We start from the raw sequence: 13,333 nt of genomic DNA on the forward strand, positions 1-13,333 counted from the left end.
AATACAGCTTTGATAATTTAAATAAAAGTATAATAACTGTTGACTACAAGTTTGCTATGGTATATAATTAACAGGAACATACGTTCGAGTATGAAAGGATGTGAAATTTTTGGCAAGTTTAAATAGTGAAAAATTAAAAGCCATAGAGTCCGCAATGGGACAAATAGAAAAACAGTTTGGTAAAGGTTCTATAATGAAGCTTGGGGAGCACAGCACGCTTGACATTGATTCTGTGCCAACAGGATGCCTTGATCTTGATATAGCACTTGGCATAGGTGGTGTTCCAAGAGGAAGAGTAGTTGAGATATTCGGACCTGAATCTTCAGGAAAAACTACGGTTGCACTGCACATTGTAGCAGAAGCCCAAAAATGCGGAGGAGCAGCAGCATTTATAGATGCGGAACACGCACTTGATCCGGCTTATGCTAAAAATCTTGGAGTTGATATTGAAAATTTGATAGTTTCTCAGCCGGATACTGGAGAGCAGGCGCTTGAAATAGTTGAAGCACTTGTAAGGTCAAATGCTATAGATGTGATTGTAATTGATTCTGTTGCAGCTCTTGTTCCAAAGGCTGAAATAGAAGGTGATATGGGAGATTCCCATGTTGGACTTCAAGCAAGATTGATGTCTCAGGCACTTAGAAAGCTTACTGCATCGATAAACAAGTCAAGGTGCGTGACTGTATTTATAAATCAGCTTAGGGAAAAAGTAGGAATTATGTTTGGAAATCCTGAGACGACTCCGGGAGGAAGAGCTCTTAAGTTTTATTCGTCAGTGAGAATGGATGTAAGGAGAACTGATTCTATTAAACAAGGAGACAGTATAGTTGGAAACAGAACAAAGGTAAAGGTTATAAAAAACAAAGTTGCACCTCCTTTCAAACAGGCTGAATTTGATATAATGTACAATCAGGGTATATCACAGGAAGGAAATGTGCTTGATGTAGGAGTTCGTGAAGAATTCATACAAAAAAGCGGATCCTGGTTTTCATATGGAGAGGTAAGGCTTGGTCAGGGAAGAGAAAATGCAAAACAGTTTTTCAAAGAAAATCCTGATATAAGGTATGAAGTAGAGAATAAAATACGAAAAAAATATAATCTCCCTCTTGCAAAATTTGAAAAGAAGGACGTTGCCGAGAAGAGTGTAGGTGAAAATGGGACTGTGAAAGAGGAAAAGCAGAATAACAAATAGCTGCTCAATATTTTGCAGGCTGAAATTTACTGTATTATATTAACTTGACAATGATGAAAATATAATATAAAATTAAGACAAATTCTGGTTTATCATGTATTTAGAAATCGCCAATTGAATAATATGACACCTTTTCTATGCTTGTATACAATTAACCTATTATATAGATGCATAAAATGTAGAGCAAAGGAGGTGTTCATGTGAATTCTGTATTGATATATGAAATTATTGCTGGTTTAATAATAGCAGTTATAATATTAGTCGAGTTTTTTGTAACAAAGAAAAAAGCTTCTGATATAAAAGAAAAGGCTCTCGAGGAGTCTAATAATTTGAAAGATAAATCTAAAAAAGAAGCTGAATCCCTGAAAAAGGAATCTATACTTGAGGCAAAAGATGAAGTTCATAGATTAAGAAATGATTTTGAAAAAGAATCTAGAGATAGAAGGAATGAAGCTCAGAGACTTGAAAGAAGACTCATCCAAAGAGAAGAACTTCTGGACAGAAAAAACGATGCTCTTGAGAAGAGAGAAAGCAATTTGGATAAAAAACAGCAGAGTATTCAAAATATGCAGTCTAGTGTTGAAGAACTTTACAAGAAGCAGAATGAAGAACTTCAAAGATTATCTGGACTTAGTAGTGAAGAAGCGAAGGAAATGCTGCTTGAAAAAGTTCAAAAAGAAATAAAACACGAGTCTGCAATTATGATTAAGGAAGTTGAAACCAAGGCTAAGGAAGAAGCCGATAAAAAGGCAAGGGAAATTATAACCTGTGCAATTCAAAGATGTGCAGCGGACCATGTAGCTGAAACTACAGTTCATGTAGTAGCTCTTCCTAATGATGAGATGAAGGGAAGAATAATAGGAAGAGAAGGTAGGAACATAAGAACTCTTGAAACACTTACAGGCGTCGATTTGATTATTGATGATACACCGGAGGCTGTAATATTATCCGGTTTTGATCCTATAAGGCGTGAAGTAGCTAGAATAGCACTGGAGAAGCTTATAATTGATGGAAGAATACATCCTGCGAGAATTGAAGAAATGGTTGAAAAAGCTAAAAAAGAAGTGGAAAACGATATTAAAGAGGAAGGCGAGCAGGCTACCTTTGAGACAGGGGTGCATGGTCTGCATCTCGAAGTAATAAAGTTGCTTGGAAGATTGAAATACAGAACCAGCTATGGTCAGAACGTATTGAAACATTCTATAGAAGTTTCATATTTAGCTGGTTTAATGGCATCAGAAATAGGTATAGATCCTACTGTTGCAAAAAGGGCAGGATTGCTTCATGATATAGGAAAAGCTGTAGATCATGAGGTAGAAGGACCACATGCTGTTATAGGAGCAGAAGTTGCCAAAAAATATCATGAATCTGCTGTTATAGTAAATGCCATAGCAGCACATCATGGAGATGTAGAATTTCAATCTTTGGAGGCAGTACTTGTTCAGGCTGCAGATGCAATTTCGGCAGCAAGGCCTGGAGCTAGGAGAGAAACGCTTGAAGCTTACATCAAACGTTTGGAAAAGTTAGAAGAAATAGCAAATACATGTGAAGGCGTAGAAAAGTCATATGCCATTCAAGCGGGAAGAGAACTTAGAATTATGGTTAAACCAGAAGATGTTGACGATGCAGGAGCCGTTGATATGGCAAGGAATGTAGTTAAGAAGATAGAAAATGAGTTAGAATATCCTGGTCAAATCAAAGTAAATGTAATTAGAGAAACTCGTGCAATTGAATACGCAAAATAATAAAATTAATAATTGAAGGACAAATATTCCTTTTGGATTTACTTAAATTACAAGGCTTTGAGAAATCTAAAAGGAATTTTCAATTTTTTGTAGAATATTATAAAGTAACAGCAATAACAAATAAAGTTATTATATAGGAGGATTATTATGGAAGTATTAAAAGTTTCAGCAAAATCAAGTCCAAATTCTGTAGCAGGAGCGCTGGCAGGGGTATTGAGAGAGCGAGGAGCAGCTGAAATACAGGCTATAGGGGCAGGTGCCTTAAATCAAGCAATAAAAGCTGTAGCAATAGCAAGAGGGTTTGTTGCACCTAGTGGAATCGATTTAATATGCATTCCGGCTTTTACGGATGTTGAAATAGATGGTGAGGAAAGAACAGCAATAAAATTGATAATTCAACCAAGATAATATTTTTTTTTGTGGGGTCTGATAAGGTTATCAGGCCCTTATTATTTAAAAGTAAAATGCTATAATACATATATATTTTATATTGACTATATTGTACACTGTGTTAAAATTAAAAAGATGTACAACTTTATTGTATATAGGTAGGTTAGTAGGGACATATTTGTTTTGGGAGGAATTTTATGATTGATTTTTTTAAGCTTATGAGACCAAAACAGTGGATTAAGAATTTTTTTGTATTTGCTGCAATTATTTTTTCAGGAAATCTTTTGAATGTGGATCTTATTGTTAAAAATATATTGACATTTGTTACCTTTTGTATTACATCTTCAGTTATATATGTGTTGAATGATATAGTTGATGTTGAAAAAGACAGGTGTCATCCGGTAAAAAAGAATAGGCCTATTGCCAGTGGACGTATAAAAATGGTATGGGCTGAAATATTTGATGTGATTTTATTTGCAGTTGTTGTTTTTGTCAGCCTTAAATGGTTGAATGCAAAAGTATTTGCTGTAATGATTATTTATATTGTAATTAATGTATTATATTGCTTTAAACTGAAAAATGTAGTTATAATAGATGTTATGGTAATAACCTTTGGTTTTGTGCTGAGGGTGGAAAGTGGTAGTCTTTCTACTGGAGTGTCGGTTTCACCGTGGTTGTTTTTGTGTACAATACTTTTGTCGTTGTTTATAGCTCTCAACAAAAGGAAAAGCGAGATTGTAACTTTAAAGGACAGAAGTGGAAACCATAGAAAAATACTTGAGCAATATTCAATTCAAAACATTGATAAAATGCTTACTATAGTAAATCCGTCAATATTGATGGCATATTCACTATATACCTTTAGTTCTGTACAAAGCAGAACAATAATGTTTACAATACCCTTTGTACTTTATGGGATGTTCAGGTATGAATATCTTGTAGATAAAGAAAATATAGGAGGGAAACCAGAGGATGTTTTTGGGAAAGATAAACCTTTTTTAATAAATATGATTTTGTGGATTTTGAGTGTATTGATTATAATATATTTAAAACTCTAGAAAGGACGTCATTTTTACATGGAAATAACAAGCTTATTAAAAGGCGGAGCCTTTAAAAAGACAAGAGGACGTTTTTTACAAAAAAACGGATCGCATAAGAGTAGCAGTAGTCATTATTATGGTCTCATTATGACAATCGGAATGATATTATCGGTATTATGGGTTGTGTTTATAAATTCGATGCCTTTTTCTGATTTTAGTTATTATTACAATATGGCAGTTGATATAGCAAATGGAAAACCGTGGGGCGATACGTATACTTCGCTGGGATATTCCATAGTTCTTGGAGGAATATTCAAGTTGTTTGGAGCAGGTGTTCTTAAAGCAAAAATATTTAATATATTTTTGACTTTCATAAGCTATGTTCTTTTTAAAGCAATGTTATATAGGATTGATTTAAAAGAAAGAGACAGGAAAATAATATTTGCAATATTTGTTTTTATTCCAAATAACATATTTTATAATAGTATTCTTGGAACAGAACTTCTTTTTACAACTATTCTTATTGCAATCACGTGCATATATATGAGTGATGTTAAATTTAAATATGTCTTTATCGGAATACTTTCCGGACTTAATACTATGATAAAGCCGTTTTTTATAGTGTTTTTCTTTCTTATATTTCTTGTAGAGCTTATAAAATATAAAAAGTTAATCTCTTCTATAAAAAACGCAGTAGTAGTTCTCTTATTGACAGCTGTTGTAATCGCCCCGTGGATATATAGAAATTCGAAAATGATGGGCCAGATTACATATGTTTCAAATAATGGTGGCATAGTGCTTTATATAAACAACAATTCACAAAATACAAAAGGAAGATGGATGTCTGCTGCAGATGTAGAAGATTCAATTGTAAATACAGATGCATATAATAAGGCGAATATGACTGAGAAAAATCATATGCTGGCTTCTGAGGCAAAAAAGTGGATAAAATCGCACCCTGTCAAGTTTGTTAATCTGGGTTTTAAAAGACTCTTTAACACTTATTTTGTAGGAGACGATGTAATTTACAGTACATATGGAAGTGGAATAAGTCATAGTTTAAAAAATATATTTATATTGATTGCGAATTTAGCCAGAAGTGTAGTATTTTTAATAGCTATAGTATATATACTTTCTTACAGTGTATATATACTTGCCCAAATTATTGCTGGAAAGTCACAGAAATTGAATTTATTTGATTTATATGGTGTGGTATTGTTCTTTATGTTTACATGCGTTTATTTTATAACTGAAGGACAGGGCAGGTATTCTTATCCTTTGATATTTATATTTATATATTGGTTTTATAATGCTATTCGAAAAACAATCCTCAGAAATATCTAGCAGAGGATAGGAAATGGAAGGTTTTATATGTTTTTTTTAATACTTGTTTCGGTGTTTTTGGGCGCGGCAGGCCAGATACTTGTAAAGTATGGTGCCTCAGGTCTTGATATTGATTTTACTTTTAGACATATCATTCCAAGCATTTTGAATATACTTGGGAATTTGCCGGTTATGCTTGGCATAATATCTTATGGTATAAGTTTTTTAATATGGATAAAAGTTTTAAGCAAGGTTGAACTTAGTTATGCATATCCAATGGTGAGCATGGGATATATAATAACTATGATATTTTCATATTTTCTTTTCAAGGAAAATATATCACCTGCAAGAATTATAGGGGTAGTTCTTATAATAGCAGGAGTGGTGCTAATTTCAAGAAGTTAGCTTAATTTTTAAAATACTTTATTATAAAGTAATGGAGGAGTTAAAATGATTTTATCAAGAAAAGCTGAAAAAATTCAAGCTTCAATAACTCTGGAGATAACAGCCAAGGCAAAGCAGATGAAGTCCCAAGGTATTGATGTAATAGGTTTTGGCGCAGGAGAACCGGATTTTAACACACCGGAGTATATTCAGAATGCGGCAATTGAGGCTATGAAAAATGGATTTACAAAATATACACCGGCATCTGGAATTATAGAGCTCAAGAAGCAGATAGTAAGCAAGTTTAAAAATGAAAATAAATTAGAGTATGATACGAGCCAGGTTATAGTATCTACCGGTGCAAAACAATGTCTGGCCAATGCATTTATGTCAGTTTTAAATCCAGGAGATGAAGTTATTATACCGGTGCCTTACTGGGTAAGTTATCCTGAACTTGTCAAACTTGCAGATGGGATTCCTGTTTTCGTAACTACAGATGAGAAAAATGGATTTAAGTATAAGGTAAATGAGCTGCAAAAGTATGTAACTGAAAAAACAAAATTAATCTTGATAAATAGTCCAAACAATCCGACAGGTAGTATATATACACGAGATGAGCTTGTGGCAATAGCTGACTTTGCAAAGAAAAATGACATTTTAATATTGTCGGATGAAATATATGAGAAATTAATATATGGATCTCAGAAACATACGAGCATAGCAAGCATATCAGAAGATGCGTTAAAAAGAACCATAGTTATAAACGGTGTTTCAAAAACCTATGCCATGACTGGATGGAGGATAGGATATGCTGCATCTGGAAACAAAGATATAATAAAGCTTATGTCAAACATACAGAGTCATACAACATCAAATCCAAATTCCATTGCACAGTATGCATCTCTTGCTGCTTTAAAGCAGGATAGCCAGGAAGTTAGAAACATGATATCGGAGTTTGACAAAAGAAGGAGATATATGGTTTCTACGATAGACGGGATTGAAGGAGTGTCACAGTTTAAACCGGATGGTGCTTTTTATGTGATGCTTAATATATCGGAAACTTTTGGTAAAAAATATAATGGGAATATAATAAAAGATTCACTTTCATTTTCGAAGCTTCTTCTTGAGAATGAAAAAGTGGCAGTGGTTCCTGGAATTGGTTTTGGAATAGAGGGGTATGTAAGATTGTCATATGCAACTTCAATGGAAAATATAGTTGAGGGACTTGAGAGAATAAAGAAATTTATATACAATATTGACTGATTTTATACTAAATTTGTTGAATAAGATAGAAAAATGAAACAAAATCTAGTTGAAACATATAGAAAAAATGGTATAATTAATAGAGAACGTTTTAAATGCTAAATCTATAAATTAGGGGTGAATTGAATGGTATCTAAAGAAGTTGTAGTTAAAAGTGCTACTGGACTCCATGCGAGGCCTGCTACATTATTGGTAAAAAAGGCATCATCTTTTAAATCTGACATGTCAATTGAATTTGATGGAAAAAAAGCCAATATCAAAAGTCTTATAGGAGTGCTTTCACTAGGAGTTACAAAGAATTCAACTGTAAAAGTTGTGGCATCTGGAGACGACGAGTCATTGGCAGTTGAAGAAATAGCTAAGTTAATAAATTCATTGGAATAGTGAATTAAATAATTTACATAATAAAGGGCCGTATAGGCCCTTTATTTATATCATTTTTTCCTGCAGGTTTTGAATAAGAATATAATCATATCTATTGCTGCTGCTCCTATAATTATGTAAATTATTCTTCCAATCAGGTTAAGTGGTTCCCCGAGAAGTATTTGTAATAAATTATAGTTTAAAATCCCCGTTATTCCAGTATTTATTCCTGTAAGTACTATGAGAATAAGCGAAATCTTGTCTATTATATTGAATTTATACATTATAGTTTTAGCCTCCCTATACTTGTTCTTCATTAAATTATATTATGGGCTATGAAATATAGAACTATAAAATATTTTAATGTAAAATTATTATATGGTATAATATGAATAAAACTATAAAATCAATTACCTACGGAGGAATTTTCAATATGAGAGATACATATGACACACCTTTGAATTCAAGGTATGCATCAAAGGCAATGAGTTACATATTTTCTGAAAATAAAAAATTTACAACATGGAGAAAACTTTGGATAGCACTTGCAGAATGTGAAAAGGAGCTTGGACTTAACATTACAGACGAGCAGATAAAAGAGCTTAAGGACAATGCAGATAATATAAATTATGAAGATGCTAAAAAAAGAGAAAAGGAAGTAAGACATGATGTAATGAGCCATATTTATGCCTATGGACTTCAGTGTCCTAAGGCAAAGGGAATAATACATCTTGGGGCCACAAGCTGTTATGTAGGTGACAATACTGATCTTATAATCATGAAAGAGGCACTTGTTCTCATTAGGAAGAAGGTCATAAATGTTATAAATCTCCTTTCAAAATTTGCAGTTAAGTACAAAGATCTCCCAACCCTTGGTTTTACACATTTTCAGCCGGCACAGCTAACTACAGTTGGGAAAAGGGCATCGCTTTGGATACAGGATTTATATCTTGATCTTGAAAATCTTGAATTTGTAATAGAAAATATGAGATTTAGAGGTGTAAAAGGGACTACAGGTACACAGGCAAGTTTTATGGAACTTTTTGATGGCGATGAAGAAAAAGTAAAGAAGCTTGACAAGATGGTAACTTCCAAGATGGGATTTAAAAAAGAATTTATGGTTACAGGACAGACATATTCAAGGAAAGTCGATTCTATAATATTGAATACCTTGTCTGAGATAGCGCAGAGTGCATATAAATTCAGCAATGACATGAGACTTCTTCAGAACATGAAAGAGATGGAAGAGCCATTTGAGAAAAATCAGATAGGTTCATCAGCCATGGCATATAAGAGAAATCCTATGAGATGTGAAAGAATGGGATCACTTGCAAGGTATATAATAGTTGATGCGCTTAATCCTGCCATAACGGCATCTACTCAGTGGTTTGAAAGAACGTTGGATGATTCTGCCAACAAAAGAATAGCAATACCAGAGGCATTTCTTGCACTTGATGGGGTACTTAATTTATATATGAATGTATCCGAAAACATGGTTGTATATGAAAAAGTTATTAAGTCACATGTAATGAGAGAGCTGCCTTTTATGGCAACTGAAAATATAATAATGGAATCTGTCAAAAAAGGGGGAGACAGACAGGAACTCCATGAGAGGATAAGAGTTCATTCTATGGAGGCTGCCAGAAAAGTTAAAATGGAAGGTGCTGAAAATGACTTGATAGATAGAATAACCAAGGATTCTTTCTTCAAACTTACAAAAGACGAGATAGATAATCTTGTTGATCCTGGAAAATTTATAGGCAGAGCCAGTGGACAGGTTGATGAGTTTATAAAAAATGATATAAAACCAATACTTGACGGCAATAGAGATTTGCTTGGCGAAGAAGCACAAATAAATGTATAAAAAATAAAAAATTATAGGGTGCAATTTGCATGATGAGTTTCATATTATATAATATGTGCTTCTATGGAGGGGTAGTCTTTGAGCAGACATTATGGTGATGATGATTTTATGCAGCTTGCACTTTACATGTTTCCAAGGTACATGAAGAGGATAAGAAGATATTATAAAAAATATGACAGAAGGCATATAGAAAATAAAAAGCCTGTCGAAAATGAAGAAAATATATTAATAGATAAAAACATGTTGAGGGAACTTATAAAGAAGAGCCTTTTAAATCCTCCAGAACCGAATCCAAAGTTAAAAAGTGAGAATGGCAAAAGCCAGAATGATAAAAGTCAGGATAAAGGCAGCAACAGGAAGAATGGCAGTTCAAAAAAAGAAGTGGCCAGCGGCAAGACTTTGAAAAAGGAGAAAAGAAAACACATGTATAAAAGTACTACAAAAGTAAAGGTGAGATATGCAGAGACAGACAAGATGGGAATAGCTCATCATTCTAATTATTATGTATGGTTTGAAGAAGCAAGAGGGGACTTTATAGAAAAGACTGGTATTACTTATAAAAATATAGAGGAAAAAGGTATAATGATGCCTATCGTTGAAACTTACTGCAAGTATTTAAATGCGGCCAAGTATGACGATGTATTGAAAATTGAAACGTCAATCTTCAAATTGAGTCCAGTGAGAGTGTCACTTGAATACAAGGTGAAAAACAATGGAAAACTCATAGCAAAAGGAAAGACATCACAGACTTTTATAGACAAGAAGTTTAAGATAATAAATATAGAAAGGGAATATCCTGATCTATGGGAAAAATTTAAATCACTTGAATAGAAATAGTGCTGCAGTGAAAACTTGATTTAAGCTTTTATCGCAGCACTTTGTTTCAATGTATTTTATTTTGATGTGGATTTTAATTTTTCAAGACCTATGTTCAATCTTCTAAGAGATTCTTCTTTCCCTATTATATCTGCAATTTCGTATGCACCGCCGGCGGAGGACTTTTTACCTGAGAGAGCAGTTCTTACAGGCCAGAGTACAACACCGTTTTTAACTCCGAGTTCTTTTACAAGGTCCATGCAGGCTTTTTCTATATTCTCTATAGTCCATGGATTTATTGCTTCAAACATAGGAATTGTTTTTTCTAAAACCAAGGTGGAATTTTCAATGTTTGTTTTCATCCTCTTGTGTGTATAAATATCTGTTGTATATTCAGGAAGACTTCCAAAGAATTCAACCATGTCTGGAATTTCATCAAGAGTTTCAATTCTCTGCTGTACAAGTTCGCTTATTTTGTTAAAATCAAGTTCTTTTGAAATACTGCTCTTATAATAAGGCAGAGCCAGCTCGGTAAATTTTCCTGAATCCATCTTTTTTATATATTCGCCGTTCATCCATTTAAGCTTTTGACTGTCAAATATTGCAGGAGATTTGTTTATATTTTTGTAGTCAAATATATCTACAAGTTCTTCAAGACTGAAAATTTCATTTTCACCGCCGGGATTCCATCCAAGAAGGGCTATGTAGTTTAAAATTGCATCTTTTAAATAGCCTTTATTCATCAGGTCTTCGAAGGAAGCGTCACCGTTTCGTTTGCTTAGTTTGTTGTGTTCATCTTTCATTATTGGAGGACAGTGAACATATATTGGAACATTCCATCCAAAAGCTTCATACAATCTGTTGTATTTTGGTGATGATGAAAGATACTCACTTCCGCGTACAACATGAGTTATGCCCATAAGATGGTCATCTACAACATTTGCAAAATTATAAGTTGGAAAACCATCAGATTTTATAAGAATCATGTCGTCAAGTTCAGAGTTGTCTACTGATATGTCGCCGTATATTTCATCGTGAAAGACAGTTTTACCGGTTTCGGGATTATTTTGACGTATTATGTATGGAACTCCTGCTTTCAAATTTTTTTCTACTTCGTTCTTTGATAAATGTAAACAGTGTTTGTCGTATTTATAAGTGTCTTTTTTATCTTCAGCATCCTGTTTGAGTTTTTCCAGCCTTTCTTTTGGACAAAAACAGTAATATGCTTCACCTTTTTCTATTAGTTTTTTGGCATATTCAATATATATGTTTTTTCTTTTGCTCTGAACATATGGGCCTACAGAACCACCTATATCAGGACCTTCATCGTATTTGAGATTTGTAATTTTTAAAGTATTGTAAATTATATCTAAAGCACCTTCTACAAATCTACCTTGATCTGTATCCTCTATTCTGAGTATAAAGTCGCCATCTGCATGTTTTGCAATCAGATAGGCATACAGAGCTGTTCTTAGATTACCAACATGCATATAACCTGTTGGACTTGGTGCAAATCTTGTTCTGACATCAGACATTATTATATCCACTCCTATTATTTTTAAAGTAAAAACCTCTCATCAAAAGACGAAAGGCCAATTTAATTACTATTAAATCATATAATAGTTGGCTTTTTGTGTCAAGACGATTTTAAACATGACAATATAAATCCAGGCTTTAAAATTATTGGAATTATTGGTATAATTAAAAGAGTATACATACAAAATTTTATAACAGCAGGAGGTAAATCTATAAATGAAGAAGAAACTGATATTAATATGTACATGTTTCTCTATAATTCCAATTTTACTGATTAATCTAGTGTACTATTTTTCTGTAATCGCGAATGATTTTAGTACAAGTTATCCTGTAATAGGATCAGTAATTGTTGGAATCGTTTTTTTTATTGCAGCATGTACAGTAGGAAACAGCATAGGAACTGCAGAAAAAGATGATGCTACTCAGGAATATACAGATGAAATTGGCGAAAATAACGGATATGAGGGAAATAAGACCAATTTTGAGGAAGCTAATGTAGATGAAAACAAAGTTGAAGCTCTAAAATCTTCTACAGGTGATTTGAGAAACAAGTCGGAAATGACAGCATCCACTGCTGGTGAAGTTGCATCTTCGATACAGGAAATATCAAAAAATGCAGAAAGTCAATCTAGCAGAATAGTCGATGTTGTAACTCTTATACAAAATTTAAAGGATGAAATAGACACTGTAAAGAATAAGCTTGTCACCATAGCTGAAAGTACTAAAGATACAGAAGGAAAAGCTCAGGAAGGCGAAAATAAAATTTATAAACTTATAGATTTTATAGTCAATATAAAGGGATCATTTGATACAGTAATGACTAAAGTGGACAACTTGTCTAAAACAGTTTCAGAAATAGGTAAAATAACAGACGTAATATCTGGAATATCAGAACAGACAAATCTTCTGGCACTTAATGCATCCATAGAAGCTGCACGTGCAGGTGAACATGGAAAAGGATTTACAGTGGTAGCTGATGAAGTAAGAAAACTTGCAGAAGAGTCAAAAACTTCTTCCGAGAAAGTAATAAATCTTGTAAAATCCATAAGCACAGAAACAAATGATGTTATTGAAAATTCAAAAGAAATAAGCTCCATGCTTGAAAATCAAGCCGAAGCGGCAAATGATACTATAATGTCTTTTGAAGAAATTGTAGGATCTATAAAGTCAGTACCAGGACTTGTAGATGAAGCAGGAGAGTTTATGGACAGGACACTTGACGATAATAATAAGATTCTTGACACCGTAGAAGAAGTGTCGGAAGCATCACAGAATGTGTCTGCTGCATCTCAGGAAATAGCGGCATCGTCTGAGGAACTTCTAACTACGACGGAAGAACTTTCAAACTTGTGTTCAAAGATAGATGAACATATGGTTGGACTTATATCCAACGGAAATTAAAAAAAGGAGTAGCTTT

Annotated in this window: 13 protein-coding genes; 11 read left to right on the forward strand and 2 right to left on the reverse strand. The window is 33.4% G+C overall.

The window, feature by feature from the left end; all coding sequences use genetic code 11:
- Positions 1-109 precede the first annotated feature (109 nt).
- From recA to AC4CVH_RS02980, 8 genes are all read left to right on the forward strand, one after another.
- Positions 110-1,192, forward strand: a complete 1,083-nt coding sequence (gene recA, locus AC4CVH_RS02945; RefSeq protein ID WP_490786222.1) for a recombinase RecA — start codon at positions 110-112, stop codon at positions 1,190-1,192.
- A gap of 200 nt (positions 1,193-1,392) precedes the next feature.
- Complete coding sequence (gene rny, locus AC4CVH_RS02950) at positions 1,393-2,937, forward strand: ribonuclease Y (protein WP_490786223.1); 1,545 nt, start codon at positions 1,393-1,395, stop codon at positions 2,935-2,937.
- 147 nt (positions 2,938-3,084) lie between these two features.
- Positions 3,085-3,345, forward strand: coding sequence for a stage V sporulation protein S (locus tag AC4CVH_RS02955; RefSeq protein ID WP_182088075.1), 261 nt, complete (start codon positions 3,085-3,087; stop codon positions 3,343-3,345).
- 179 nt (positions 3,346-3,524) lie between these two features.
- Positions 3,525-4,385, forward strand: coding sequence for a decaprenyl-phosphate phosphoribosyltransferase (locus AC4CVH_RS02960; RefSeq protein ID WP_490786224.1), 861 nt, complete (start codon positions 3,525-3,527; stop codon positions 4,383-4,385).
- Positions 4,386-4,514: 129 nt separating this feature from the next.
- Entirely contained in the window at positions 4,515-5,711 is a 1,197-nt protein-coding gene (locus tag AC4CVH_RS02965) for a hypothetical protein (protein WP_490786311.1), read from the forward strand.
- A gap of 27 nt (positions 5,712-5,738) precedes the next feature.
- Entirely contained in the window at positions 5,739-6,095 is a 357-nt protein-coding gene (locus tag AC4CVH_RS02970; RefSeq protein ID WP_490786225.1) for an SMR family transporter, read from the forward strand.
- 45 nt (positions 6,096-6,140) lie between these two features.
- On the forward strand, positions 6,141-7,337 hold the full coding sequence (locus AC4CVH_RS02975) for a pyridoxal phosphate-dependent aminotransferase (RefSeq protein ID WP_490786226.1): 1,197 nt from the start codon (positions 6,141-6,143) through the stop codon (positions 7,335-7,337).
- 126 nt (positions 7,338-7,463) lie between these two features.
- The gene (locus AC4CVH_RS02980; RefSeq protein WP_490786227.1) at positions 7,464-7,721 is read left to right on the forward strand and encodes an HPr family phosphocarrier protein; all 258 of its coding nucleotides are present in this window, start codon (positions 7,464-7,466) and stop codon (positions 7,719-7,721) included.
- A 50-nt stretch (positions 7,722-7,771) separates the two neighbouring features.
- Here AC4CVH_RS02980 and AC4CVH_RS02985 read toward each other — a convergent pair whose 3' ends face one another.
- The gene (locus AC4CVH_RS02985) at positions 7,772-7,984 is read right to left on the reverse strand and encodes a DUF378 domain-containing protein (protein ID WP_490786228.1); all 213 of its coding nucleotides are present in this window, start codon (positions 7,982-7,984) and stop codon (positions 7,772-7,774) included.
- Between the two features lie 149 nt (positions 7,985-8,133).
- On the opposite strand from AC4CVH_RS02985, the gene purB reads away from it, so the two are divergent.
- Complete coding sequence (gene purB / locus AC4CVH_RS02990) at positions 8,134-9,564, forward strand: adenylosuccinate lyase (RefSeq protein ID WP_490786229.1); 1,431 nt, start codon at positions 8,134-8,136, stop codon at positions 9,562-9,564.
- A 423-nt stretch (positions 9,565-9,987) separates the two neighbouring features.
- Positions 9,988-10,395, forward strand: coding sequence for an acyl-CoA thioesterase (locus tag AC4CVH_RS02995; protein WP_490786312.1), 408 nt, complete (start codon positions 9,988-9,990; stop codon positions 10,393-10,395).
- Between the two features lie 62 nt (positions 10,396-10,457).
- On the opposite strand, the gene gltX is transcribed toward AC4CVH_RS02995, so the two are convergent.
- The gene (gene gltX, locus AC4CVH_RS03000; protein WP_490786230.1) at positions 10,458-11,915 is read right to left on the reverse strand and encodes a glutamate--tRNA ligase; all 1,458 of its coding nucleotides are present in this window, start codon (positions 11,913-11,915) and stop codon (positions 10,458-10,460) included.
- A gap of 217 nt (positions 11,916-12,132) precedes the next feature.
- On the opposite strand from gltX, the gene AC4CVH_RS03005 reads away from it, so the two are divergent.
- Positions 12,133-13,317, forward strand: coding sequence for a methyl-accepting chemotaxis protein (locus AC4CVH_RS03005; RefSeq protein WP_490786231.1), 1,185 nt, complete (start codon positions 12,133-12,135; stop codon positions 13,315-13,317).
- Positions 13,318-13,333: the final 16 nt, after the last annotated feature.

The sequence above is a fragment of the Clostridium pabulibutyricum genome, from assembly GCF_058242705.1.

Bases quoted from the DNA above. Each gene is read 5' to 3' on its own strand.
- AC4CVH_RS02955 (WP_182088075.1), top strand. From the start codon at position 3,085: ATGGAAGTATTAAAAGTTTCAGCAAAATCAAGTCCAAATTCTGTAGCA.
- AC4CVH_RS02960 (WP_490786224.1), top strand. From the start codon at position 3,525: ATGATTGATTTTTTTAAGCTTATGAGACCAAAACAGTGGATTAAGAAT.
- AC4CVH_RS02965 (WP_490786311.1), top strand. From the start codon at position 4,515: ATGACAATCGGAATGATATTATCGGTATTATGGGTTGTGTTTATAAAT.
- AC4CVH_RS02970 (WP_490786225.1), top strand. From the start codon at position 5,739: ATGTTTTTTTTAATACTTGTTTCGGTGTTTTTGGGCGCGGCAGGCCAG.
- AC4CVH_RS02975 (WP_490786226.1), top strand. From the start codon at position 6,141: ATGATTTTATCAAGAAAAGCTGAAAAAATTCAAGCTTCAATAACTCTG.
- AC4CVH_RS02980 (WP_490786227.1), top strand. From the start codon at position 7,464: ATGGTATCTAAAGAAGTTGTAGTTAAAAGTGCTACTGGACTCCATGCG.
- AC4CVH_RS02985 (WP_490786228.1), bottom strand. From the start codon at position 7,984: ATGTATAAATTCAATATAATAGACAAGATTTCGCTTATTCTCATAGTA.
- purB (WP_490786229.1), top strand. From the start codon at position 8,134: ATGAGAGATACATATGACACACCTTTGAATTCAAGGTATGCATCAAAG.
- AC4CVH_RS02995 (WP_490786312.1), top strand. From the start codon at position 9,988: ATGTATAAAAGTACTACAAAAGTAAAGGTGAGATATGCAGAGACAGAC.
- gltX (WP_490786230.1), bottom strand. From the start codon at position 11,915: ATGTCTGATGTCAGAACAAGATTTGCACCAAGTCCAACAGGTTATATG.
- AC4CVH_RS03005 (WP_490786231.1), top strand. From the start codon at position 12,133: ATGAAGAAGAAACTGATATTAATATGTACATGTTTCTCTATAATTCCA.